Here is a 24,189-nt window from a genome sequence, read left to right on the forward strand (position 1 = left end):
AGGCCGCCTCGTCCCCTTGATGATGCGGCCCGTCGGCATGACGGGCCGACAGCCGGAGAAATCCATGTCCACGTTCCCGAAGTGGTTGGCGGCGCTGTGCGCCCTCGTGCTGGCGCTGGCGAGCGGAACGGTGCGCGCCGACGAGGCAGCAGACGCTGCCGCCCTGCATCGCGCGGTCGCCATCGAGCAGGCGCGCGCGCCGGCGCCGCGCTTTCCGCGCAGCGCGTTCCTGGTCGATCGGATGATCGACAGCGTGAGCCTGTCGCCCGACGGGCGATCCGTCGCCTGGCTGCGCGTGCAGGGCAACCAGCGCAGCGTGTGGCTGCAGTCGACCGCGGGTGGCGCCGCACGCCAGCTGCTCTCGCGTACCGAGGCGCGCCAGTTGTACTGGTCGCGCGACAGCCGGTGGCTGCTGCTGGAATCGCCGCGCCAGCTGTTTGCGCTGGCGGCGGCCGACCAGGGCGGCTCCGGCATCGTCACCGCGCTGGGTGGCGGCGAACGGCGCGAAGTGCGTGCCGTCGATCCGCTGCAGGGCGCCGCGGTCATCGTCAGCGAGCAGGTGCCGACCACGTCGCCGGCATCGGCCAAGACGTGGCGCCTGTTGCGCGTGGACATCCACGGCAAGCGCAGCGTGCTGCACGAAGACGCCGATGAACTGGCCGGGTTCGCGTTCGATCCGCAGGGTCGGCTGGCCTTCCTCGAACGGGTCGAACACGAGGACCTGGTGATCCATCGCGTCGACGCGGACGGCGGCCTGCACGAGGTGCTGCGCTGCGCGCAGTTGCAGCGCTGCAGCCTGTTGCCGGTGACCGCGCCAGACGGCGAGCTGCTGCTGCGCACGGATCGCGGCGGCAGCCTGCTCGACCTGGCGCGGCTGGATGCGCAAGGCAAGCTGCATACCCTGCTCACCGATCCGGCGGGCAAAGCCGACCTCGATGCGCTGCTGCTCGATCCCGTCGACGGCCAGCCGCTGATCGCCAGCTGGCGCAGCAGCACGTCGGCGCAGCGCGGGCTGGATGCGCAGACGCAGCAGGCGGTCGAAGCCATCACCCGCCACTTCCCGCAACGCGATCTGGACATCCAGGTCGGTCGCGGCGCGCAGGCCGCGTGGCTGGTCGGCGAACGCGGGCCCACGCTGCAGGCCGGGCGCTGGCATCTCTACGAGCCGTGGTCGGGTCGATTCAAGCCGTTCCTCGACGACGCGCTGACGCAGCAGCGCAGCGGCAAGCCGCTGTCGCCGTTGCCCGAGTCGGCACTGGCACGCAAGATTCCGTTTACCTGGAAAGCCTCCGACGGCATGCGCCTGCATGGCTTCCTGCTGCTGCCGCCGGGCGCCGATCCGGCCACGCTGCCACTGGTGGTGACGCCGCATGGCGGTCCGTGGAACCACGATCGCCCGGACTACGGCAGCTTCGGGCAGTTCCTGGTCAACCGCGGCTACGCGGTGTTCCAGCCGCAGTTCCGCGGCTCCACCGGCTACGGCCGCGACTACGTGCTCGCCGCGCACGGCGACTTCGGCAACGGCCGGGTGCAGCAGGACATCGTGGAAGGCACGCGTTACCTGCTGGCGCAGGGCATCGGCGATGCGCAGCGGGTCGGCATCGCCGGCGCCTCGTTCGGCGGCTACGCGACCCTGCTCGGGGTGACCTTCCAGCCGGAGTTGTTCAAGGTGGGCGTGGCGATCGTGCCGCCGGCGGATTTCGGCTGGGATCTGCGCTGGGTTTCGCGCAGCCACGAGGCGCTGAACCTGTCGCGCTACATCCCGTTCATCGCCTGGCTGCGCCTGCTGTCGCTGGACCTGGACGACGACGCCACCATGGCGCGGCTGCATGCGCAGTCGCCGCTGGCCAACGCGGCACGGATGCAGCGTCCGTTGTTGTTGATCGCCGGTGGCGCGGATCACCGGGTGGCGATCCGTGGCGTCATCGCGTACGCCGCGCAGCTGAAGCTGATGGAGCGGGAGGTCAGCCTGCTGGTCGATGACCAGGCCGGCCACACCAACGAGGATCCGCTGGCCAGGGAGGCGATGTTCTACCTCACCGGACGACTGTTGCAGCGTCAGCTGGGCGGCGTCGCAGCCGCGCCGCCGGACGCGGCGATGCGCGAATACCTGAAGAAAAATTTGCGACTCAGTGGAAAGGATCTGCGCGGCGAGTGAATCGCGCCGACGGCCCGGTGCCGCCCTGCGCGGAAGCCGCGCAGGGCGGGCAGTGCCCGCCCCTTTCGACGGAAGCGCGCTTCGCCCAGGCAACGCTGGACGCGTGGACCCTCACCCCAACCCTCTCTCCCGCAAGGGGACTTCCTGCGGTCGCCGGGGGAGAGGGAGCAACGCGCAAGAAGCGCGTTACTTGATCAAAAGCGGCCGGCGCGAAAGTCGGCGATTGCCTCGTGGATCTGCTCGGGCGTGTTCATCACGAACGGCCCGTAGCGCGCCACGCTTTCGTTCAGCGGCTTGCCGGCGACCACCAGCAGACGTGACGGTTTGTCAGTACCCGCCAGCTGCAGTTGCCCGCCTTCGGACAGCACGCCCAGTTCGCTGCGCCGCAGTGATTCGCCGCCGACCAGGGCCGATTCGCCCTCGAACACATAGGCGAAGCCGTGATGGCCGGCGGGCAGATCCAGCGTGAACTGCGCGCCGGGCTGCAGGCTGATGTCCAGGTACACCGGCGCGGTGACGATGCCTTCGACCGGGCCGGTGGCACCGGCCAGCTCACCGGCGATCAACTTCACCTCGACGCCGGCGGCCGGATGCACCACCGGGATCCGTTCCGGGCCGATGTCCTGGTAGCGCGGCGCGGTCATCTTGTCTTTCGCCGGCAGGTTCACCCACAGCTGGAAACCCCACATCAGGCCGTTTTCCTGCTGCGGCATTTCCGAATGCAGGATGCCGCGGCCGGCAGTCATCCACTGCACGCTGCCGGGCACCAGATTGCCCCGGTTGCCGTGGTTGTCGCCGTGCTGCATGTGGCCGGCCAGCATGTAGGTCACCGTCTCGAAGCCGCGGTGCGGATGTTCCGGGAAGCCGGCGATGTAGTCGCCGGCCTGGTCGGAGCGGAACTCGTCCAGCAACAGGAACGGGTCGAGCATGTCCAGCCCGGGCTGGCCGATCACGCGCTTCAGCTTCACGCCCGCGCCGTCGGAGGTGTCCATGCCGCGGATGCGGCGGGTGATGTGGCGATCGCTCATGGCTTGCTCCGGTAAAGGGAAGGACTGGCCGCCAAGATGGCCCCGTTCGAGCGTCTGTCCAAGCGCCGCCGCGGGAACGGATCGTTCCGGCAGGGGCAACGCCGGGTCAGTCGAGCCAGCGGAATGCCCGGGCCAGCTCGGCCGGCGCGTTGTCCAGGTAGCAGCGACCGTGGGCGAGGATCACCCGCTGCGGCTGCCAGGCCAGCATCCGCGCCAGGCAGGCGCGCGCTTCGTCCTTGTGCCCGAGATAGGTCAGGCGCATGTCCAGCGGCGCCTTGCCGTCGGGATCGGTCACGCCGCCCAGTCGCGCCATCCAGCGCATCGCCGTGGGCAGCTTCCCAGCTTCGAAGTTCTCGATCAGGTCAGTCAGGATCAGCGTGGCGCTGGCGCGATGCAGGAACACGATTTCCTGCAGCACGCGGCTGCCACGGAAGCGCAGCTGGTCGATCGCGGCGGCCCAGTCCGGCGGCGGCGCGTCATCGAGATCCGCGTCGAACGCGACCTCGATGTGCTGGCTGGCGGCGCGCTGCCGTACGCCTGGCGAGGCCCACGCCGTCGCCTGCGGATAGCGTCGTTTCCAGGCCGCGATGTGCGCGTAATGCAGCAGGTTCGGCGAAACCAGGTGACGCACCGGGCCGAGTGCGTCGATCGCGGCGAACAAGGCTTCGTCAGGCGCGATCGGCGAGTGGCACCACAAACCGCCATCGGCCAGCCGCACCACCGTCATGCGGGTGGGAAACGGCACGCGCATGCCGAGTGTGGCCATCTGCACCAGCGGGCCATCGGCGATCCAGATCCCGGACGCGACCGGCTTGAGCGTGTTGAGCGGGGTGTACAGGCCGACTTCGGACATGGCAGCTTCCGTTTCGCAGTAACGCGCCAGCAGCCTCCCGCAGGACCCTGTTCAGTGCACCCAGTGGCCGCTGCGCTGGCGCGGCGGGGTGGCTTCTTCCTGCTTGCCCGGGCGTTGCTGCAGCACCATCGTCTCCACTTCGGCCTCGGTGGCGGGCTTGGCCTGCCAGTACTGGTTGACCGCGCCAAGCACGGTCGGCACCTGGGACAGGCACTCGTCGTATTCTTCTTCGCTGAGCTTCTCGAATTCGGTGTCGGCGCTGAGGATGCCTTCGTCGACCGCCAACGCCATCACCGGGCCCAGCAGTTCCATCAGTTGCGGGTCTTCGGCCAGACGGTTTTCCCACAGCACAGCGCGCAGGTCGATGCCGCGGCTGAAGCCCTCGCACCAGCCCGCGGCCGACAGCATCGGGCCGCCTTCCATCTCCACTTCGCCCAGGATCGGCTCATAGGCGTCGACATCGAGCTCGGCGCTGATCGAATCGTTGAGCTTGGCCAGCAAGGCCAGCACGCGATTGCCTTCGTCCTCGTCGGTGAACGGCTCGTGCAGCACTTCATGCAGCCATTCGTCGGGCAGCACCAGCAGCGGGCCCACCGCCAGTGCGCTGAGCAGGCCGTGGACGCCATCCAGCAGCAGGTCGCCTTCGCCGGTGTGCGCGCGCAGGTAGCGGTCCAGTTCTTCCAGTTCGTTGTCGTCCAGCGAGCTGGGCCATTCGGCTTTCGTCATGTCGTTCATATATCCAGTTCCAGCGTCACCGGCGTGTGATCGGAAGGGCGTTCCCAGCGTCGCGGTTCGCGGTCGATCGCTGCCGCCGTGGCAGCGGATTTCAACGCCTCGCCGATCAGGATCAGATCGATGCGCAGGCCCATGTTGCGGCGGAATGCCGCCTGCCGATAGTCCCACCAGCTGAAGTGCCCGGACTCGGGCTGGAACAGGCGGAAGCTGTCGTGCAGGCCGAGGTCGGTGATCGCCTTCAGCGCAGCGCGTTCCGGCGGCGAACAGAGGATGTCCTCGCCCCAGGCCACCGGATCGTAGACGTCGCGATCGTCCGGGCAGATGTTGAAATCGCCCAGCACCACCAGGTTCGGATACCGCTCGTGTTCGCGGGCCAGGAACTCGCGCACCCGGGCCATCCAGTCCAGCTTGTAGGCGTATTTTTCGTCGCCGACCGCCTTGCCGTTGACCACGTACAGGTCGACCACCCGCAGGCCGCCGACGGTCGCCGCCAGGATGCGCCGCTGCGGATCATCCAGGCCGGGAATGTCGGTGACGATGTCGGCGGGTTCCTCGCGGGCCAGGATCGCCACCCCGTTGTAGGTCTTCTGGCCGGAATACACCGCCCGGTAGCCGGCGGCGGCCAGCTCGTCGACCGGAAACTTCGCGTCTTCCAGCTTGGTTTCCTGCAGCGCCACCACGTCCGGCTGCGCGTCCGCCAGCCACTGGGTCAGGTGCGGCAGGCGCACTTTCAGCGAATTGACGTTCCACGAGGCGATTTTCATCGGGTCATTGTAAGGGGAAGCGCCGGCACGAGGCAGCGCAGGCGAGCGCCAGGCGCGCCACGACGCGGTTTCGGGGAAAAAGGGGTGGTTTCGATGAACGGGAACGCGGGTTCGGGGATGTTTGCCTGAAAAACCCACCAAACCGCCGAAATACGGTGTATGCTGGTCGAGCAAGAGTACCGCGTAAAGGCGACCCCTTGCTTCTATTGCGGTTCGGCGCACGTCGCCAGGGCCGCAAATCATCCATGCTTCAAAGGTAATGTTACATGTCGGATCGTCAGAGCGGTACAGTCAAGTGGTTCAACGACGCCAAGGGTTTTGGCTTCATCACCCCGGAAAGCGGTGACGACCTGTTCGTGCATTTCCGCGCGATCCAGGGCACGGGCTTCAAGTCCCTGCAGGAAGGCCAGCGCGTCACGTTCGTCGTCACCAAGGGCCAGAAAGGCCTGCAGGCTGAGGAAGTCCAGGTTGCCTGATTCCCCCGGGAATTGAGCGATCTTGAAGAAACCCGCTTCGGCGGGTTTTTTCTTGCCCGGCGTTTGACCTTGCCCGGACAACGCCGCGGCGGTGGCCGCGGCGTTGCGTCGATCAGGCCAGCCCGTGGCTGCGCAGCAGCGCCTCGGGTTCCGGCTTGCGGCCACGGAAGGCGATGAAGCTTTCCAGCGCCGGCCGGCTGGCGCCCACCGAGAGGAACTCGGCGCGGAAGCGTTCGCCGGTGGCGCGATCGATGACGCCATGTTCCTCGAACTCGCCGAACGCATCGGCGCTGAGCAGTTCGGCCCACAGATAGCTGTAGTACCCGGCGGCGTAACCGCCGGCGAAGATGTGGCTGAAGCCGTGCGGAAACCGCTGCCAGGCCGGCGGATGCAACACGGCCACCTGCTTGCGGACCTGCTCCAGCACCGCCAGCGTGCGCGCGCCCTGCGTCGGCTCGTACTCCAGGTGCAGCAGGAAATCGAACAGCGCGAATTCCAGCTGGCGCACCAGGAACAGGCCGGCGTGGAAGTGGCGCGCGGCCAGCATGCGGTCGAACAAGGCGTCCGGCAGGCGTTCGCCGGTCTCGTAATGCTTCGCGAACAGGTCCAGCGCCTCGCGGTTCCAGCCGAAGTTCTCCATGAACTGGCTGGGCAGCTCCACCGCGTCCCATTCGACGCCATCGATGCCGCCGATCGAGGGCAGCGCGATCCCGGTCAGCAGGTGGTGCAGGCCGTGGCCGAATTCGTGGAACAGGGTCAGCACGTCGTCGTGGGTGAGCAGGGCCGGCCTGCCTTCGGTCGGCGGCGCGAAATTGCAAGTGAGGAAAGCCACCGGCCGCTGCTTCCGGTCGCCGTCGTCGAAGCGGGCGCGGCAGACGTCCATCCACGCGCCGCCGCGCTTGCCGTTGCGCGCGTACAGGTCGACATAGGCGCCGGCGAACACCTGGCCGTCGGCATCACGCACGTCGTAATAGCGCACGTCCGGATGCCACACATCGACGCCATCGCGCGCGGCCAGGGCGATGCCGTAGAGCTTTTCGGTGAGGCCGAACAGTCCGTCGATCACCGCCGGCAAGGGGAAGTACGGCTTCAGTCGCTCCTCGTCCAGTGCGTACTCGCGCTGGCGCAGCTTCTCCGAGGCATAGCCGACGTCCCACGGTTCGAGGTTGTCGAGCTGCAATTCCTCGCGGGCGAAGGCGCGCAAGGTCGCCAGCTCCTGTTGCGCCACCGGCTTGGCGCGGGCGGCCAGGTCATGCAGGAATTCCAGCACCTCGGCCGGCGAGCCGGCCATCTTGGTCGCCAGCGACTCCTCGGCGGCGTTGGCGAAGCCCAGCAGCCCGGCCGCCTCGTGGCGCAGCGCCATGATCTGCTCGATGCGCGCGCTGTTGTCGAACTTGCCCGCGTTCGGGCCCTGGTCCGAGGCGCGCGTCTGGTACGCCCAGTACACCCGTTCGCGCAAGCCGCGGTTGTCGGCGTAGGTCAGCACCGCCTGCACGCTGGGCTGCTTCAGGGTGACCAGGTAGCCATCCAGCTGCTGGTCTTCGGCGTACTGGCGCAGCACCGCGCGACCGGAGTCGGGGATGCCGGCGAGATCACGCTCGTCGGTGACGTGTTCGTGCCACGCCTCGCTGGCATCGAGCACGGCGTTGGAAAATTCGGTCGAAAGCTTGCTGAGCTCGACGCCGATCTCGCGGAAGCGCGAGCGCGCCGGCTCTTCGAGCGCCACGCCGGACAGGCGGAAATCCCGCAAGGCGTGCTCGACCAGCGCACGCTCCGGCCGCGGCAGCGACGGAAAGTCCGCCGCGTCGGCCAGCGCCTGCACCGCGGCGTACAGCTCGCGGTTCTGGCCCAGTTCGATCGCGTGATCGGTGAGCTTTTCCTCGGCCGGCGCGTAGACCTCGCGCAGCGCCTCGCTGTCGGCGACGGAATGCAGATGGGACACCGGCGCCCAGGCGCGCGCCAGGCGTTGTTCCAGCCTTTCCTGGGTCAGCATCACCGTGGCGAAGTCGCGCGGCGCCGCGGGCGCCAGCAAGGCGTCGATGCCGGCGCGATAGTCGGCCAGAAGGGACTCGACGGCCGGCAGCACGTGTTCGGGGCGGATCTGCGAGAACGCCGGCAGGGTATCGTCAGCCAGCAGGGGGTTGTCGTGACTCATGAACGCTCCTTTGCGATGCGCCAGCGTGGCGACCGGGACGGGCGAAATCAAGCGCGGCGACGTGACGACGCGGCCCCCGCCGCTAGAATGCCCGGATGAACTCCTTGCGCAGCTTCCAGGGCGTCACGCCCACTCTCGGCCAACGCGTCTACGTCGACCCGGCCGCCAGCGTGATCGGTGACGTGGTGCTCGGCGACGACGTCTCGATCTGGCCCGGCACGGTGCTGCGCGGCGACGTCCACCACATCCGCGTCGGCGCAAGGACCAGCATCCAGGACGGCAGCGTGGTGCACGTGGCCCACGCCGGTCCGTACGGTCCGGGCTTTCCCTGCCTGATCGGCGCCGGCGTCACCATCGGCCACGCCGCCGTGGTGCACGCCTGCACCATCGGCGACTACTGCATGATCGGCATGCACGCCACCGTGATGGACGGCGCGGTCGTCCACAAATACGGCTTCGTCGGCGCCGGCAGCCTGGTGGCGCCGGGCAAGGTGGTCGGCGAGCGCGAACTGTGGCTGGGCAATCCGGCGCGGTTCGTGCGCCTGCTCAGCGACCGGCAGATCGAGCAGCTGCATTATTCGGCCGACCACTACGTGCGGCTGAAGGACCGCTACCTGGCCGGAGCCGAATGAGCGCACGGCGCGTGCTGTTCCTGTGCAGCCGCAACCGGCTGCGCAGTCCCACCGCCGAACAGGTGTTCGGCGCGTGGCCGGAACTCGAGGTGGATTCGGCCGGTCTCGCCGACGATGCCGAAACGCTGCTCAGCGCCGAACAGCTGGACTGGGCCGAACTCATCGTGGTGATGGAGGCGGCCCATCGCCGGCGTCTGCAGGCGCGCCATCGCCGCCGGCTGCGCGGCAAGAAGGTGATCTGCCTCGACATTCCCGACCACTACGCGTTCATGCAGCCGGAGCTGGTCGCCTTGCTGCTGAAGAAGGCCGGGCCGCTGCTGCGTTGAGCTGGCCCCGCTTCAGGCCGGCGTGGTGGCGGCCTCCAGCGCCGCCAGCCAGGCCAACGCGTGCGCCCGGTCGTCGCCGCACATCACCACTTCGGCGCGCAGGCTGCTGCACACCGCGGGGCGCTCGGGCTGGCCGAAGATCGCACAGCGGTTGTCGTCGGTGAGTTGCACGCAACGCACGCCGGCCGGCTTGCCGTGCGGCATGCCGGGGATCGGCGAGGAGATCGACGGCGCGATGCAGCAGGCGCCGCAACCGATCCGGCAAATCACCGAACTCACGCGGCTTGCTGACGCAGGGACTGATAGACCGGTTCGGTCTCGGGGCGCCGGCCATGCCACAACTCGAACGCGTCGGCCGCGGTTTCCACCAGCATGCCGAGGCCGTCGACCGCATAGCGCGCGCCCGCCGCCTTGGCCCAGGCCAGGAAGCTGCCGGCGGCGGGGCCGTAGGACAGGTCGTAGCACAGCGCACGCGCGCCGATCAGCGAAAACGGCAGTTGCAGCGCTACCCCCAGCACGCCGGCCGAGGTCGCGTTGACGATCAGGTCGTAGCTGCCGATGTTGGCCAGGTCGTCCCAGTAGCGCGTGTGCGCACGCGCCGGGTCGCCGATCGCGTCGGCCAGCACGTCGGCCGCCTCGGGCGAACGGTTGACGATGGTCAGCGTTTCCACGCCGGCGTCCAGCAGGTTCCACGCCACGCCATGCGCGGCGCCGCCCGCGCCCAGCAGCAGCGCGGTGTGGCCGCGCAGGTCCAGGTCGTGGCGTTCGGTGATGTCGCGCACCATGCCGGCACCATCGGTGTTGTGCGCCGCGAGCCGGCCATCGGCGAGCCGGGTCAGCACGTTCGCGCTGCCGGCGCGGGTGGCCGCCGCACTGCGCTCATCGGCCAGCGCGAAAGCGGCGGCCTTGTGCGGCAGGGTGACGTTGGCGCCGCGGCCGCCGGTGGCAAAGAACCGCCTCACGGCCTCGGCGAAATCGGCCGGTGCCGTGTCGATCGCGCGGTATTCCAGTTCGATGCCGAACTGTTGCGCGAACGCCTGGTGGATGCGCGGTGACAGCGAATGGCTGATCGGATGGCCGAATACGGCGAACTGGGCGATGGGCATGTGATTCCCCGCAGGATGTCTGGCAACCATTCTACAAGCCGGATTTTTGGGGAAGCGAAGTCGCAGGTGATGAGATGGCGGTCCGGCAACTTGCGGACAACCTGTCCGAGGAGAACTCCCATGCGCATGCCCGTCCTGCCCTCGCCGCGCCACCTGCGCCTGCTCGGCGCCGCCGTGCTCTGGTTGCTGGGCGGAACCCTGTTGCTTCTGAGCATGCTGGTGCCAGCTCATACGGAGCTGCTCGGCTGGACGCCGGCGTTCTGGCTGGGCGGTGCGCCACTGATGGTGGTGCTGGTGCTGGAGCCGACGCTGCCGCGGCAGGTGCTGGCGTTGTGCCGACCGCAGCGACGCGCGATCCGCCGCGCCATGTGACCCCGGCGGATTGTCCGGCCGGTCCTGTGCAGGGCAGCTGGCGAGTCGGTATCTGCCTACGCACTTTTCGGGATTCCCGCAGCAGCTCCAGCGCTACCCTCGACGTTGGCGTTCAACGCCGCAGGGTGGCCCGACGTGGCCGGTATCCGGCACCGGCTCGGCGCCCGGATTTGACGGAGGAGATGCGCAGATGGCGGGGCCGCCCCATGCGAAGTCGGGTTTCCAGAAGTGGCAGGACACGATTCGTCGTGCCCGCTGCGATACGAAGTGGGCCGAATACGACGCCGACATCAGGAGAACCGTCGGGGAGTTCAACACGCACCTGAAACCGAGCTCGGGCTACGTCCCGCTCGACTGGCGGTTGATCAAGGCCATGGCGTGGACGGAAACTGGCGCGGCGGCAAGCTTGTGGAAGTCGAACCCGATGCAGATCGGCATGTTCAATGATCCAGGGCTGGATCAGCTGCTGTCGGGAGCGCCGGCGTCGCGCTTGATTCTTCCGGCCTGGAAGCAGCCGCTGACCAGGAAGGACGTGCGCACGACGCCGCTTTACAACATTCGCGCGGGCGTGGGCTATCTGCTGCTGAAACTCGCAAGGTTCGAGGTGAGGGACGTGCTCGACAAGGACAACACGATCCACCAGCTGACCGTGAAGGCTGGCGACAGCTTCGACAAGTTGGCGCATGCGCACGGAAGCACGGTTGCGGTCATGCAGGCATTGAACCCCGGGGTGCGCGTGCTGCACCCAGGCCAGGTTCTGAAATATCAAAAGGCCTCCCGCCAAACGGTCATCGCGGGGTGGCGGGCTGCCACCACGGCAAACGTCGCCATGTATTACAACGGCGGAGGTGACGCGGCCTACGCGAAAAAGCTGGATTTCGCCCTGTCGGTCATCCAGCAGGGGAACGTTCCGCCATGCCGGCCGTGATCCGACGCAGGATGGCCGTGCTGGCGGGCCTGATCCTGCTGGTCGGTTGCGCCAACGCGGGCGATGGCATGCTGACTGGCCAGTTCGAGGGAAGCGGCCGGCAATGTCGGGGCGTCCTGTTGGTGCAGGCCAGGACCATCGCGTGGCACACCCCGTTCGCAAGCTGTGCAAGAACATCCTACGAAGTTCTCGACCAGCCCGCCGTTGGCGGCGCGACGCGCAGGGTCTTCCTGTTGAAGCCGGGTTCCGCCTGCGCCTTCGCGGTGATTTCGCTGGAGCGGGATGCCGAACATCCGGAATACTGGAATGCCACGGGCTACCGTTCGCGCCAGGATTACGAAGACGGCAGCGACGACACGCTGCGTTGCAACCTCACCAGGAAGGAAATCGCGTCAGCGTCGTCCCGCTGACGAAGCGCGCCTGCCTGAACCCACCCGTTGCGCACGGAACATCGCGGGAACCGTCGAGCACCATCGGCCCCGACCCACCCTCTGCACGAGACGATCGTCCTGCGCTCAGCGCCTGTGAAGAAAGCCACTTCCTGTGGTTTTCTTCTATCGCGAGTCCGGTACACGCCCGGACTCGCTCACATGAAACAGTCACTTGCATGACTGCTTCATGCTCGGCCATCCATGGCCGACCTGAGAGGTTGAAAACTCACAACCTCTCAGCGCGCGCTGCCGCCCTGACGCTTGCGCTCCATCCGGCGCAGGAACTCCTGCATGATGCGCGAATACAACTCGTCGCCGAGATGGGCGTCCTCGACACCGGCATCGATCGACGGATTGTCGTTGACCTCGATCACCACCGGCTTGCTGCCGACCTGTTTCAGGTCGACGCCGTAGAGACCATCGCCGATCGGCTGGGTGGCCTTCAGCGCCAGCTTGACCACCTCGGCCGGCGCGTCCTTCACCGCAATCGTCTCGAAGCCGCCGGACTTCGCGGTGCCCTTGGCGCCGTGGTTGTAGATCTGCCAGTGGCCGCGCGACATGTAGTACTTGCAGGCGTACAGCGGCTCGCGGTTGAGCACGCCGATGCGCCAGTCGAATTCGGTGTAGACGTATTCCTGCGCCAGCAGCAGCGCGCTGTGCTGGAACAGGCCGCTGGCCGCTGCGGCCAGCGCCGCCTCGTCCTCGACCTTGACCACGCCCCGCGAAAACGAGCCGTCCGGAATCTTCAGCACCAGCGGGAAGCCCAGCTTGGCGACGACTTCCTTCATACCCTTGCTGTCGTCGCGGTAGAGAATTTCCGTACGAGGGACAGCAAGCTTGCGCGAGACCATCAGATCGTTGAGGTAGATCTTGTTGGTGCAGCGCAGGATCGAGCTGGGGTCGTCGATCACCACCATGCCTTCCTTCTCCGCGCGATGGGCGAAGCGGTAGGTGTGGTTGTCCGACGCGGTGGTCTCGCGGATGAACAGGCCGTCGTATTCGGCCAGCCGCTGGTAGTCGTTCTTGCCGATCGGGTCGACCTCGATGCCGAGTTCCTTGCCCGCGTCGATGAAGGCCTTCAACGCCTTCTTGTTCGACGGCGGCATCTTTTCCTTCGGATCGACCAGCATCGCGAGGTCGTAGCGGAACTGCCGGCGCGCGCGCGGCTTGCGCCACAACTTGCGCGAGAAGCGGTCGAGCTCCTCGGCGAAGGCGTCTTCCTGGGCGTCGTCCAGCGTGTGCAGGCCGACCGGCTTGATCGAGCTGACCTGCCACACGCGGTCGCGCTCGAACTCGATGCGCAGCAGCGGGCAGGGGAACATTTCGAACACCTGCCGGGCCAGGTCCTGCAGCGCCGGATAGGCGGTCTCGCCGAAGTAGACCAGGATGCCGAAGTCGGTGGTGTCGCGCCCGCCCGCAGGCAGGAAGTGGGTGAGCTTCTGGTTGAGGTCGTCGATGTCCAGGCCGTACAGCGAGCGTCGGCGCAGGTCGTTCACCGTGCGCACCGACGGCATCACCTTGTGCCCGCGCGCCTCGGCCAGCAACGACACGTAGTAACCGGTGCCCAGATATTTGTAACTGCGGCACAGGTTGATCACGTGGGTGCGCTCGTCGTCGCCGCCGACCGGCTTGCGCAGGTAGTCCATCGCGCTCATGACATCGACGGACGGGTAGTACGAGCCCCAGTCGGAGGCTTTTTCGACAACGATGACCAGACGGGTCATGACACCACTCAGGCGATGCGGCGACGGCGGACAGGCCTGCGTGGGCAGGGCGGTACGTGCAAGGCGCGCAGTTTGGCACAGCAACCACGGTGCACAAGGGCAGGCGCTGAAGCGTGACTAAACGGCACGACTGCGCTGCGAAGCGCACCTTCAGGCCCGCCGGCTGCTAGAGTCCGCGCGTGCCGACCCATACGCCCCAAGCCTCACCCGACTACGCGCGCCGCGTCGTGGCGGAATCCGCCGACATGCCGCCGGTTCCTGCTGGCACGCGCGTGCGCCGCGCTGCCTCGTCCGACCTGGATGAGCTGGTCGCCCTGGAACAGCGCAGCTTCAGCAGCGACCGCTTGAGCCGCGCGCAGTATCGTCGCCACCTGGACAGCGACAGCGCCGTGGTCCTGGTCGCCACCGGCCATCCCCGGCCGCTGCTGGGCAGTGCCGTGCTGTTCTTCCGCAAGCGCAGCAGCGTGGGCCGGCTCTATTCGCTGGCGACCCGGCCCGAGGCACGCGGCCAGGGCGTCGGTGCGGCCTTGCTCGAAGCGGCGGTGAACGCCTGCCGACACCGTGGCTGCCACGCGCTGCGACTGGAAGTGCGCACCGACAACGCCGCCGCGATCGGCCTGTACGAGCGCGCGGGATTCCGGCACATCGGCTGCTACGAGCGCTACTACCAGGACGGCGCCGATGCGTGGCGCTACGAGAAGTCGCTGGACTGAGCGCCGGCCCGCTCAGCCGCCCAGCGGCTGCCCGATGCGCCGCTCGGTCGCCTCGTCCGGCCGCGCCACCAGCGCGCCGGTGCGCATCAGGCTCACCGTGTAGTGGCCCTGGTCGACCAGCGGCAGGAACGCGCCGCTGCCGTAGACCGTGTCCACTTCGGGCAGCCAGCGCGGGTACTGCTTCTTGAGGTCGAGCAGATCGAAGCCGCCGTTCTCGCCGAAGCCGATCACCGTGCGCGGTGCATTCATTTCCTGCGCCGCATCGTCATAGCGGCCGGACAGGCGGTCGAGCCGGTACAGCGGCGGCACGCCGGCCAGCAGGGCCGGCAGTTTCCATTTCAGCACCACCGCCTCGATGCGCCACTGGTCTCCCGCCAGTTGCACCTGGCGCGTGCTGCCGTCCGGCCAGTTGAGGGTGACGTCCCAGCGCTGCGGCGACAGGATCCGCGCGTCGATCTCCACCACCGGCGCCTCCTCGCCGAGCAGGCGGTAGCCGCGCAAGGCATAGCCGGCGCCGGCCAGCAGCAGGGTCAGCGCGAAGCAGGTCAGGCAAAGCAGCGCGCGCCAGCTGGCCGCCAGTCGACGACCGCGCTGCAGGCGCTGACGCACGGCCACCAGTTGCACCAGGGTGACCAGTGCAAGCACGGCGGCCAGCACCAGCAGCATGGTCGTCGGCAAGCGCAGCAGGGTGGCCCAGTCCATCGTGTTCATCCTCGTCGCCGCGACCGGCGACCTGCGTCGGCATGATAACCGGCGCCCGCGAAGCAGGGCGGCCGGCCTCGCTATACTGCGCGAATCCACAGGAAATCCCGCCATGTCCCGTACCCTTTCGCTGCTGGCCTGCTGCCTCGTCCTCGCCCTGCTTGCCGGCTGTGGCAACAAGGGCCCGCTGGTGCTGCCGAGCCATCCCGCCGCCGCTTCCACCGCGCCGGCCCCGGCAGCGGTTGCACCGGCCAGCCAGCCGCGCTGAGCGGCGTGACCTGATGCGGCTGCACTTCTCCAAGATGCACGGCATCGGCAACGACTTCGTCGTGCTGGATTGCCGGCAGCACCCGTTTCCGCTGAACCCGGAACAGATCCGTGTGCTGGGCGATCGCCATGTCGGCGTCGGTTTCGACCAGTTGCTGAGCGTCGAGCCCGCGCGCGATCCGTCCTGCGCGTTCTACTACGGCATCTGGAACGCCGATGGTTCGCCGTCGGGCCAGTGCGGCAACGGCGTGCGCTGCGTGGCGGCGTGGCTGCATCGCGCCGGCGCGCTGGCGCTCGGCGAGCAGGTGATGATCGAAAGCCCTTCGGGGCCGGTGACGGTACGCCTGCTGGACGCCCACGAGGTGACCGTGGACATGGGCGAACCACGCTTCGAACCCGGGCGCATTCCGCTGGTGGCCGAGGCGGGGACGGACCGCCACGAAATCCTCGTCGGTGAGCGCAAGGTCGAGTTCGGCGCGGTCTCGATGGGCAATCCCCATGCGGTGGTGAGCGTGGCTGATCTGGCCGACCCGGCGCTGCAGCAGCTCGGCCCGCTGCTGACCAGCCATCCGCGGTTTGCCGAAGGCGCCAACGCCGGCTTCGTCCTGCAGCTGGACCGCACGCAGCTGCGCCTGCGCGTGCACGAACGCGGCGCCGGCTGGACGCGCGCCTGCGGCACCGGCGCCTGTGCCGCGATGGCGGTGCTGCATCAGCGCGGCGAGGTGGACGACTCGGTGAGCGTCGAACTGCCCGGCGGCAAGTTGCGGATCGATTGGGCCGGCCCCGGCCATCCGTTGTGGATGACCGGCCCGGCCGCCTTCGTGTTCGAGGGCGAATGGCCGGTTCCGGCGGTCGACGGCGACCGGGGCGGTTGAAGCGCGCCCCGGTCCATCGCACACTCGCGCCAGGCGGCACGCATCCTGCGCGTGTCCCGGAACGGTTCGAGGAACTTCGCGCATGACCGCAACCCTGCTCGACGACGCCACCCAGGCCCGGGTGGTCGCCGCTTACCTGAAGCGCCATCCGGAGTTCCTCAGCGAGTATCCCGAGCTGGCGGCCAAGCTGACCATGCCGCGCCCCGAGGGCGCGGTGGCCTCGCTGGCGGTGTATCAACTGCAGAGCCTGCGCGACAAGAACGCGGAGCTGGAACGCCAGCTGGCCGAGCTGGTCGCCATCGCCGCCGAGAACGAAAAGCTGATGGAGCGCGTCCATGCGCTGACCGTGGCCCTGCTGCGGGCGAACACCATGGAAGTCACCGTGCGCACGGTCATCGCCAGGCTGTCCGCGGATTTCCACACCGAACAGGTGCGCCTGCTGCTGTTTGGCGACGAGCCCCAGCTGCCGCGCACCGACTGGATGCAGCAGATTCCCGAAGGCGCCAGCGCACTGCCTGAGTTCAGCGAGTTCCTGCACAAGAACGAACCCGTGTCCGGGCGGCTGGCGAGCGAAAAACTCGTGCGCCTGTTCGGCGTCGATGCCCCACAGATCCATTCGGTGGCGATGATGCGGCTGGGCGACTGCGGCATCCTGGCCATCGGCAGCGCCGACCCGGACCGCTTCCAGCCAGGCATGGGCACGCTGTTCCTGAAGATGATCTCGGCCACCATCACCGCGGCGCTGGCGCGCTCACGGGACGTCTCCTGAGCCGGCGATGACGCCCGAACAACAGGTCGAACGCTGGCTCGGCCGCCTCGCCGAAGAACGCCACGCTTCGCCGCACACGATCGCCGGCTACCGGCGCGACCTGGCCAAGCTGCTGCGCTTCATGCGGGCGCAGCGGCTGGCCTCGTTCGATGCGCTGGATGCGAACCGGATGCGCACCTTCATCGCCGGCGAGCATCGCGACGGGCTGGCGCCGAAGAGCCTGCAACGCCTGCTGTCGTCCTGCCGCAGCCTGTTCCGCCAGCTCACCCGCGAAGGCCAGCTGGCGAACGATCCGCTGCTGGGCGTGCGCGGCCCCAAGGTGCGCCGCAAGCTGCCCCAGGTGCTCGACGTCGACGAAGCCACCGCCCTGGTCGAGACCGACAGCGGCGGCCAGCTCGCCGTGCGCGACCGCGCGATGCTGGAGCTGTTCTATTCCAGCGGCCTGCGCCTGTCCGAACTGGTCGGCCTGCGCTGGCTCGACCTCAACCTCGACGACGGCGAGGTGCGCGTGCTGGGCAAGGGCGGCAAGACCCGCATCGTGCCGGTCGGCCGTCACGCCGTGATGGCGCTGCGCGCACTAGGCGCGGAGCAGGGCATGCCGGCCGACGGTCCGGTGTTCCGCGGCCGCGGCGGCGCGCCGATCAACCCCCGCACGATCCAGCTGCGCATGAACAAGCTGGCGCTGCAGCAGGGCATCCCGAAGCACATCCACCCGCACCTGCTGCGCCACACCTTCGCCAGCCACATGCTGGAATCCTCCGGCGACCTGCGCGCCGTGCAGGAGCTGCTCGGCCACGCCGACATCGCCACCACCCAGATCTACACCCACCTGGATTTCCAGCATCTGGCCAGGGTCTACGACGCCGCGCATCCGCGAGCCAAACGCAAACCGTAAGCTGTGCTCCCTCCCCTGCATGCAGGGGGAGGAGCTCGATCCCCCAACGTTGAAGCCCCATCCCCACGCCCCCATCTCATCCGCTCAGACATCCTCTTGCGGAGCACCCATGGAATCGTTTCACGCCACCACCATCGTCTGCGTGCGCCGCGAAGGCCGCGTCGTGATCGGCAGCGATGGCCAGGTCACCCTTGGCAACACGGTGATGAAGGGCAACGCGCGCAAGGTGCGCCGGCTCGGCAAGGCCGGCGAGGTGGTGGCCGGTTTCGCCGGCGCGACAGCCGATGCATTCACCCTGTTCGAGCTGTTCGAGCAGAAGCTCGAGAAGCACAACAACAACCTCACCCGCGCCGCGGTGGAGATGGCCAAGGAATGGCGCACCGACCGCCGCTTCGGCAAGCTCGAGGCGATGCTCGCGGTGGCCGACAAGGAAACCTCGCTGCTGATCTCCGGCAACGGCGACGTGGTCGAGCCCGAACACGGCCTGATCGCGATCGGCTCGGGTGGCCCGTTCGCCCAGTCCGCGGCGATGGCCCTGCTGGAAAACACCGAACTGGATGCCCGAACCATCGTCGAGAAGGCGCTGAAGATCGCCGGCGACATCTGCATCTATACCAATCACAACGTCAGTATCGAAGAGCTTTGAGGCGGGAACGGGGAACAGGGAACGAGGAACGGCAAACCGCCGACCGCTGTTCCCCGTTCCCCGTTCCCTGTCCCCCGTTCCTTTGAGTAAAGCCCATGTCCGAACTCACCCCCCGCGAAATCGTCAACGAACTCGACCGCTACATCATCGGCCAGCACGACGCCAAGCGCGCCGTGGCGGTGGCACTGCGCAGCCGCTGGCGGCGCATGCAGTTGCCGGCCGAGATGCGCAACGAGATCACCCCGAAGAACATCCTGATGATCGGCCCCACCGGCGTGGGCAAGACCGAGATCGCGCGGCGCCTGGCCACGCTGGCCAATGCGCCGTTCGTGAAGGTCGAGGCGACCAAGTTCACCGAGGTGGGTTACGTGGGCAAGGATGTCGAGTCGATCATCCGTGACCTGGCCGACGGCGCCTACAAGCTGACCCGCGAGCAGGCAGTCAAGCGCGTGCGCTCGCAGGCCGAGGACCGCGCCGAGGATCGCATCCTCGACGCGCTGCTGCCGCGCCGGCAGTCCCAGCCCACCGACTGGAGCCACGACGCCGCGCCCGAGCCCGCCATCGAAAGCGACACCCGCCAGAAGCTGCGCAAGCAGTTGCGCGAAGGCGCGCTGGACGATCGCGAGATCGAGCTGGATTTCGCCATGAACGTGGGCGTGGAAATCATGTCGCCGCCGGGCATGGAGGAGATGGGCGCGCAGCTGCGCCAGATGTTCCAGAACATCGGCGGCGCCAAGACGCAGCAGCGCAAGCTGGCGATCAAACTGGCGCGCCCGCTGCTGATTGACGAAGAAGCCGGCAAGCTGCTCAACGACGATGAAATCCGCGCCCAGGCGATGGAAAACGCCGAGCAGAACGGCATCGTCTTCATCGACGAGATCGACAAGGTCGCCCAGCGCAGCGACCACGGCCACGCCGGGGTCAGCCGCGAGGGCGTGCAGCGCGACCTGCTGCCGCTGGTGGAAGGCTCCACCGTATCGACCAAGTACGGCCCGATCAAGACCGACCACATGCTGTTCATCGCCTCCGGCGCGTTCTCGCTGGCCAAGCCGTCCGACCTGATCCCCGAGCTGCAGGGCCGGTTGCCGATCCGGGTCGAGCTGTCCGCGCTTTCGGTGGACGACTTCAAGCGCATCCTGCGCGAACCGCACAACGCGCTGACCAAGCAATACGTCGCCCTGCTCGGCACCGAAGGCGTCACCATCGAATTCACCGATGCCGGTGTCGATCGGCTGGCCGAGGTGGCGTTCCAGGTGAACGAACGCACCGAGAACATCGGCGCGCGCCGGCTGCATACGGTAATGGAGCGCCTGCTGGAGAAGATCTCCTACGAAGCGGCGGACAAATCCGGCGAGAAGTACCTGATCGACGCCGCGCACGTGGACAGCTCACTGGGCAGCCTGGTGCTGGACGAAGACCTCAGCCGATACATTCTGTAACGCCACCCGCTCGGGGCGTTCGTCGCCAGCGCCACTCAGCGGCGCACGTCGAACGCTCCAGCTTCCATCGCCGCCATGACATCGGCCACGCCGACCGGACTGAAATCGCCGGGAATGGCATGCTTCAGGCACCCGGCAGCCAAGCCAAAACCGATGGTGGCATTGCTGTCGAACCCTTCCATCAGCCCGTGCAGCACGCCGGCGGCAAACGCATCGCCGGCGCCGATCCGGTCGACGATGCCCGCCAGTTCCCGGGTCGGTGCCACCGCCCGGGTACCGTCACGGCCGAGCAGCATCGCGCCCAGCGAGTGCTGGCTCGCACTGTGCGCCGCGCGTTGGGTGCAGGCCATGTACTGGAGCTGGGGAAACGCCGCGAACGCCGCCGCGGCCGCCGCGTCGACCCGTGCCTGGGCATCAGCCTGGGCGAACTCGCCACCCAGCACCACGGCCATGTCGCGATGGTCGGCAAACACGATGTGAGCGCAAGCGAACAGCTCGCGCAGAATCGCCCGGGCGTCGCCCCCGGAGCGTTCCCACAAGCGGGGTCGGAAGTTGCCGTCGAACGAAACCTTGATGCCCTGCTCGCAGGCCGTCCGCGCCGCCGCCAGCGTGGCTTGCGCCGCCTGCGTGCCGAGCGCCGGACTGATGCCGGAAAGATGCAGCCACTGTGCGCCCTGCAACAGGGCCGGCCAGTCGTAGTGGTCTGCCTGCGCCGTGGCAAACGCCGACTCGGCGCGGTCGTACACCACCTCGCCGGAACGCAGACCGGCGCCGGCCGTCATGAAGTAGAGACCCATGCGTCCCGCGCTGCGCCGCACGTGGCGGGTGTCCACCCCGTGCCGGCGCAACTCGCCCGAAGCGGCGGCGCCCAGCGGGTTGTCGGCCACCACGCTGACCATTGCCACGGCATGGCCCAGGCAGCTCAGTGCCACGCCCACATTGGCCTCGGCACCGCCGACATGCACGTCCAGGGCAGGTGTCTGCAGCAGCAGCTGCTGGCCCGGCGCGCCCAGGCGGAGCAACAGTTCACCAAAGCAAACCACGCGAGCGGACATGGGAGTTCCTGATTCAGACGGTAAGGAAGGCATGTTGCCATATTCCTTAGCTACCGGTGTCATCGGGCTGGTGAAGTGGCGTTTGCGGCTCAGTGATTATCTTGCAAATCACTGATAATAAAGACTATACAAGAGCTGCTGCGGTGCAAGATGCGGCATCCACGAGTAACTGTTACGTTTCCGTATGACCAGCGGTGTCATTTGTGGTTCATTGTTGCGTAACCACGTTGCGTGACCAGATAACGGGCAGGATCTTCGGGAGGGGAACACCATGAAGCTACTCAGCAACCAGAAAAAGACACCGGTTACCGCGCTTGCGCTGGCGATCGGTTTCGCCTTGCATGCGGGCGCCGTGATGGCCCAGGACACAGCCGCGTCGGTCCAAGACGCCAGCCCGGTCGCGCAAAGCGCCGCCACGCCGGCCGCCAACCAGAAAGACGCCACCTCGCTCAATGTGGTCACCGTCACCGGTTATCGTGCCAGCGTCGAGAAGGCGCTGGACGTCAAGCGCGGCGAACTGGGCATGGTCGATGCGATCGTCGCCGAAGACGTGGGCAAGTTTCCCGATCTGAACCTGGCCGATTCGTTGCAGCGCATTCCCGGCGTGGTCATCACGCGCGACGCCGGTGAGGGCCGCAACATCACCGTGCGCGGCCTGGGCCCGGATTTCACCCGGGTGCGCATCAACGGACTGGAGGCGCTGACCACTGTGGGCGCCACCGACCAGAGCGGCGGCACCAACCGCAGCCGCGGTTTCGATTTCAACGTTTTCGCCGCCGATCTGTTCTCGGCCATGATCGTGCGCAAGACCGCCTCGGCCGACGTGGAAGAGGGTTCCCTCGGCGCCACCGTGGACCTGAATACCGCACGTCCCTTCGACTACGACGGCTTCACCCTGGCAGCCAACGCCCAGGCCAGCTACGGCAGCATGTCGGAAAAGACCGACCCCCGCGTGTCGGCGCTGATCGCCAACACCTCGGCCGACGGCCGGTTCGGCGCCCTGCTTTCGGTGGCCTATTCCGAAAAGCACACGCTGGAGGAAGGCAGTGGCACCGGACGTTGGGCCAACGGCCCCAGCAACGGCGGCTACAACGCCAGCTCGCCGTTCACCGATGCGCTGCGCTCGGACGTCTACACCCCGCGCTTTCCCCGCTATACGCAGATGCTGCACGACCAGAAGCGGCTGGGCGTCACCGGCTCGCTGCAGTTCAAGCCGGACGAGGACACCCTGTTCACCCTCGACGCGCTGTATTCCAAGATCGACGCCAAACGTGACGAGCATTACATCGAGGCCATTTCGTTCAGCCGCAACGTGACCAAGTTGCCGGACGGCAGCTCCTTCACCGGCAAACCGGAAACCATCGTCAAGGACGGCTACATCGATCCGGCCAGCGGCGGCTTGCTGTACGGCAGCTTCGACAACGTGGACGTGCGCGCGGAGAACCGCCACGACGAATGGTCCACGGTCTTCACGCAGTTCACCCTGAATGGCGAGCACCGCTTCTCCGACGACTTCAAGATCGACGGCAAGATCGGCACCTCTTCGTCCGAGCATGACAATCCGGTGCAAGCCACGGTCATGATGGACAAGCTAAACGTCGACAACTACAGCTACGACTATCGGGGCGACAAGTGGTCGCCGGTGATCAACTACGGCATCAACCCGACCGATCCGACAGGCTGGAACCTTTCCACCATCCGCATGCGCCAGTCCGCGGTCGACAACAACTTCCACACCGGCGAACTCAATTTCAACTGGCACCTTTCGCCCGGCTTCACCTTGCGCGGCGGCGTTTTGGCCAAGAACTATGGCTTCGAGTCGAGTGAGTCGCGACGCACCGCCAACGAGGCGATCGTGCCCACCTTTGCCGGCGGCACCACGGTGGTACCGGCCAACCTGATCGACCAGGTCAGCCTGGGTGGCATCTCCGGTTCGCCGGGCAGCTGGGTGGTGCCGGACTTCAACGGCATCGCCAACAATTTCGACATCTTCGGTGGCGATGGCACGTTCGCGCTGAGCCCGTATGCGGCGAGCGAGCGCAGCGTCACCGAGAAGGACCGGGGCGCCTGGCTGATGGGCGAATTCGGCTTTGACGTCGGCGCGATCCCGGTATCGGGAAACCTGGGCGTGCGCTACGTCCGGACCAGCCAGAGCTCCCACGGTATCGCCGTCATCAACGGCGTCAATACGCCGGTCGAGGCCAGGCGCGAATACGACGACACGCTGCCTGCGCTGAACCTGGTGGCCGCGCTGACCCCGGACTTCCTGCTGCGCTTTGGCGCCGCCAAGGTGATGGCACGTCCGGGCCTGGGCAGCCTCACGCCCGGCGTGACGGTCAGCGTCAGCGGTGGCGCGCGCACGGTCAAGGGCGGCAACCCGAACCTGGACCCGATCCGGGCGACCACCTACGACTTCGCGGCCGAGTGGTATTTCCAGGAATCGTCGCTGCTCAGCCTCGGCCTGTTCTACAAGGACATCGCCAGCTTCGCGCAGAACACCAACGAGGTGCGTCCGTTCAACACCAGCGGCCTGCCCGACAATGTGGCCACCGACCTGGGTGCCAGCCCCACCGACGACTTCTCGTTCCAGGTGCCGATCAACACGCCCGGAGGTGCGCTCAAGGGCGCCGAGGCCAACTTCGTCCAGACGTTCAAGTTCCTTCCCGGCAAGCTCGGCAACCTGGGCGCACAGCTGAACTACACGTTCGTCGATTCGAAGATCCAGTACATGACCAGCAGCGGCGCCAATTCGTTGAAGACCGATCTGACCGGCCTGTCGCGGCATTCCTGGAGCGCTACCTTGTTCTACGAAGGCAAGCGCTTCTCCGGCCGCGTTTCGGCCACCAACCGCGACGACTTCCTGATCCAGGTGCCGGGTACCGAGCAGGGCTTCACCAATGATGTCCATGGCCAGAGCGGCAGCACCTATGTCGATGCCTCGCTGCGCTACGAGCTCAACGACAACATGGAGCTGAGCCTGGAAGGGAGCAACCTGACCAACGAGTCTTCCAAGACCTGGATCGGCGCCAACTCGCAATTGCCGCTTGACTACAGCGAAACCGGTCGCGTGTATCTTGTGGGCTTCCGTTACAAGCTTTGACGCAGAACTGACGTCCCGGCCGCGCCGGCCAGACGTTGTC

At 67.3% G+C, this 24,189-nt stretch carries 25 protein-coding genes; 15 read left to right on the forward strand and 10 right to left on the reverse strand.

Going from position 1 to position 24,189, the window contains the following annotated elements:
- The first annotated feature begins 64 nt into the window (after window positions 1-64).
- Entirely contained in the window at window positions 65-2,158 is a 2,094-nt protein-coding gene (locus I6J77_RS17560) for a prolyl oligopeptidase family serine peptidase (RefSeq protein ID WP_204110037.1), read from the forward strand.
- A 194-nt stretch (window positions 2,159-2,352) separates the two neighbouring features.
- Here I6J77_RS17560 and I6J77_RS17565 read toward each other — a convergent pair whose 3' ends face one another.
- The 4 genes from I6J77_RS17565 to xth all read right to left on the reverse strand — a co-directional run bounded on the left by I6J77_RS17565 (window position 2,353) and on the right by xth (window position 5,538).
- Window positions 2,353-3,186, reverse strand: a complete 834-nt coding sequence (locus tag I6J77_RS17565; protein WP_204110038.1) for a pirin family protein — start codon at window positions 3,184-3,186, stop codon at window positions 2,353-2,355.
- Window positions 3,187-3,292: 106 nt separating this feature from the next.
- On the reverse strand, window positions 3,293-4,039 hold the full coding sequence (locus I6J77_RS17570) for a DUF4336 domain-containing protein (protein WP_204110039.1): 747 nt from the start codon (window positions 4,037-4,039) through the stop codon (window positions 3,293-3,295).
- Window positions 4,040-4,090: 51 nt separating this feature from the next.
- Entirely contained in the window at window positions 4,091-4,765 is a 675-nt protein-coding gene (locus I6J77_RS17575) for a YecA family protein (protein WP_204111531.1), read from the reverse strand.
- 5 nt (window positions 4,766-4,770) lie between these two features.
- Window positions 4,771-5,538: an exodeoxyribonuclease III gene (gene xth, locus I6J77_RS17580; protein ID WP_056762803.1), complete on the reverse strand. Its 768-nt coding sequence runs from the start codon at window positions 5,536-5,538 to the stop codon at window positions 4,771-4,773.
- Window positions 5,539-5,804: 266 nt separating this feature from the next.
- On the opposite strand from xth, the gene I6J77_RS17585 reads away from it, so the two are divergent.
- Window positions 5,805-6,014, forward strand: coding sequence for a cold-shock protein (locus I6J77_RS17585; RefSeq protein WP_007809889.1), 210 nt, complete (start codon window positions 5,805-5,807; stop codon window positions 6,012-6,014).
- A 112-nt stretch (window positions 6,015-6,126) separates the two neighbouring features.
- Here the strand turns inward: I6J77_RS17585 and I6J77_RS17590 are convergent, their stop codons facing one another.
- Window positions 6,127-8,169: a M3 family metallopeptidase gene (locus I6J77_RS17590; protein ID WP_204110040.1), complete on the reverse strand. Its 2,043-nt coding sequence runs from the start codon at window positions 8,167-8,169 to the stop codon at window positions 6,127-6,129.
- A 95-nt stretch (window positions 8,170-8,264) separates the two neighbouring features.
- Between I6J77_RS17590 and I6J77_RS17595 the strand changes: the two genes are divergently transcribed.
- Both I6J77_RS17595 and I6J77_RS17600 read left to right on the forward strand, forming a co-directional pair.
- Window positions 8,265-8,801 carry a gamma carbonic anhydrase family protein gene (locus I6J77_RS17595; protein WP_056762807.1) on the forward strand — a complete coding sequence of 179 codons (537 nt, stop codon included), beginning with the start codon at window positions 8,265-8,267 and terminating at the stop codon, window positions 8,799-8,801.
- On the forward strand, window positions 8,798-9,127 hold the full coding sequence (locus tag I6J77_RS17600; RefSeq protein ID WP_204110041.1) for a low molecular weight protein tyrosine phosphatase family protein: 330 nt from the start codon (window positions 8,798-8,800) through the stop codon (window positions 9,125-9,127). Before I6J77_RS17595 ends, I6J77_RS17600 begins: the two co-directional genes overlap by 4 nt.
- Window positions 9,128-9,139: 12 nt before the next feature.
- On the opposite strand, the gene I6J77_RS17605 is transcribed toward I6J77_RS17600, so the two are convergent.
- The gene (locus I6J77_RS17605) at window positions 9,140-9,406 is read right to left on the reverse strand and encodes a YkgJ family cysteine cluster protein (RefSeq protein ID WP_204110042.1); all 267 of its coding nucleotides are present in this window, start codon (window positions 9,404-9,406) and stop codon (window positions 9,140-9,142) included.
- Window positions 9,403-10,233, reverse strand: coding sequence for a shikimate dehydrogenase (gene aroE / locus I6J77_RS17610; RefSeq protein WP_204110043.1), 831 nt, complete (start codon window positions 10,231-10,233; stop codon window positions 9,403-9,405). Before aroE ends, I6J77_RS17605 begins: the two co-directional genes overlap by 4 nt.
- Window positions 10,234-10,353: 120 nt before the next feature.
- Between aroE and I6J77_RS17615 the strand changes: the two genes are divergently transcribed.
- The 3 genes from I6J77_RS17615 (at window position 10,354) to I6J77_RS17625 (ending at window position 11,943) form a co-directional block, all read left to right on the forward strand.
- Complete coding sequence (locus tag I6J77_RS17615; protein WP_056713806.1) at window positions 10,354-10,605, forward strand: hypothetical protein; 252 nt, start codon at window positions 10,354-10,356, stop codon at window positions 10,603-10,605.
- A 190-nt stretch (window positions 10,606-10,795) separates the two neighbouring features.
- Window positions 10,796-11,533 (forward strand): LysM domain-containing protein, encoded by a 738-nt coding sequence (locus I6J77_RS17620; RefSeq protein ID WP_204110044.1) that lies wholly within the window; start codon window positions 10,796-10,798, stop codon window positions 11,531-11,533.
- Between the two features lie 11 nt (window positions 11,534-11,544).
- Window positions 11,545-11,943, forward strand: coding sequence for a hypothetical protein (locus I6J77_RS17625; protein ID WP_204110045.1), 399 nt, complete (start codon window positions 11,545-11,547; stop codon window positions 11,941-11,943).
- A 257-nt stretch (window positions 11,944-12,200) separates the two neighbouring features.
- Here I6J77_RS17625 and I6J77_RS17630 read toward each other — a convergent pair whose 3' ends face one another.
- Window positions 12,201-13,688 (reverse strand): RimK family alpha-L-glutamate ligase, encoded by a 1,488-nt coding sequence (locus I6J77_RS17630; RefSeq protein WP_007809870.1) that lies wholly within the window; start codon window positions 13,686-13,688, stop codon window positions 12,201-12,203.
- A 245-nt stretch (window positions 13,689-13,933) separates the two neighbouring features.
- Here I6J77_RS17630 and I6J77_RS17635 point away from each other — a divergent pair, with 245 nt between their 5' ends.
- Window positions 13,934-14,401: an N-acetyltransferase gene (locus tag I6J77_RS17635; protein WP_204110046.1), complete on the forward strand. Its 468-nt coding sequence runs from the start codon at window positions 13,934-13,936 to the stop codon at window positions 14,399-14,401.
- A 12-nt stretch (window positions 14,402-14,413) separates the two neighbouring features.
- Here I6J77_RS17635 and I6J77_RS17640 read toward each other — a convergent pair whose 3' ends face one another.
- Window positions 14,414-15,103 carry a hypothetical protein gene (locus I6J77_RS17640; protein ID WP_204111532.1) on the reverse strand — a complete coding sequence of 230 codons (690 nt, stop codon included), beginning with the start codon at window positions 15,101-15,103 and terminating at the stop codon, window positions 14,414-14,416.
- Window positions 15,104-15,215: 112 nt separating this feature from the next.
- Here I6J77_RS17640 and I6J77_RS17645 point away from each other — a divergent pair, with 112 nt between their 5' ends.
- The 6 genes from I6J77_RS17645 (at window position 15,216) to hslU (ending at window position 19,994) form a co-directional block, all read left to right on the forward strand.
- Window positions 15,216-15,371, forward strand: coding sequence for a lipoprotein (locus I6J77_RS17645; protein ID WP_204110047.1), 156 nt, complete (start codon window positions 15,216-15,218; stop codon window positions 15,369-15,371).
- Window positions 15,372-15,384: 13 nt separating this feature from the next.
- Window positions 15,385-16,245 (forward strand): diaminopimelate epimerase, encoded by an 861-nt coding sequence (gene dapF / locus I6J77_RS17650; protein ID WP_204110048.1) that lies wholly within the window; start codon window positions 15,385-15,387, stop codon window positions 16,243-16,245.
- Between the two features lie 82 nt (window positions 16,246-16,327).
- Entirely contained in the window at window positions 16,328-17,014 is a 687-nt protein-coding gene (locus tag I6J77_RS17655; RefSeq protein ID WP_204110049.1) for a DUF484 family protein, read from the forward strand.
- Between the two features lie 7 nt (window positions 17,015-17,021).
- The gene (gene xerC / locus I6J77_RS17660) at window positions 17,022-17,909 is read left to right on the forward strand and encodes a tyrosine recombinase XerC (protein ID WP_204110050.1); all 888 of its coding nucleotides are present in this window, start codon (window positions 17,022-17,024) and stop codon (window positions 17,907-17,909) included.
- Between the two features lie 109 nt (window positions 17,910-18,018).
- Window positions 18,019-18,555, forward strand: coding sequence for an ATP-dependent protease subunit HslV (hslV, locus tag I6J77_RS17665; RefSeq protein ID WP_204110051.1), 537 nt, complete (start codon window positions 18,019-18,021; stop codon window positions 18,553-18,555).
- Between the two features lie 95 nt (window positions 18,556-18,650).
- Window positions 18,651-19,994, forward strand: a complete 1,344-nt coding sequence (gene hslU, locus I6J77_RS17670; RefSeq protein ID WP_204110052.1) for an ATP-dependent protease ATPase subunit HslU — start codon at window positions 18,651-18,653, stop codon at window positions 19,992-19,994.
- A gap of 35 nt (window positions 19,995-20,029) precedes the next feature.
- On the opposite strand, the gene I6J77_RS17675 is transcribed toward hslU, so the two are convergent.
- On the reverse strand, window positions 20,030-21,049 hold the full coding sequence (locus tag I6J77_RS17675; protein WP_204110053.1) for a sugar kinase: 1,020 nt from the start codon (window positions 21,047-21,049) through the stop codon (window positions 20,030-20,032).
- A gap of 271 nt (window positions 21,050-21,320) precedes the next feature.
- Here I6J77_RS17675 and I6J77_RS17680 point away from each other — a divergent pair, with 271 nt between their 5' ends.
- Window positions 21,321-24,149 carry a TonB-dependent receptor gene (locus I6J77_RS17680; protein WP_204110054.1) on the forward strand — a complete coding sequence of 943 codons (2,829 nt, stop codon included), beginning with the start codon at window positions 21,321-21,323 and terminating at the stop codon, window positions 24,147-24,149.
- Window positions 24,150-24,189: the final 40 nt, after the last annotated feature.

Source organism: Rhodanobacter sp. FDAARGOS 1247 (genome assembly GCF_016889805.1).
GTDB lineage: Bacteria > Pseudomonadota > Gammaproteobacteria > Xanthomonadales > Rhodanobacteraceae > Rhodanobacter.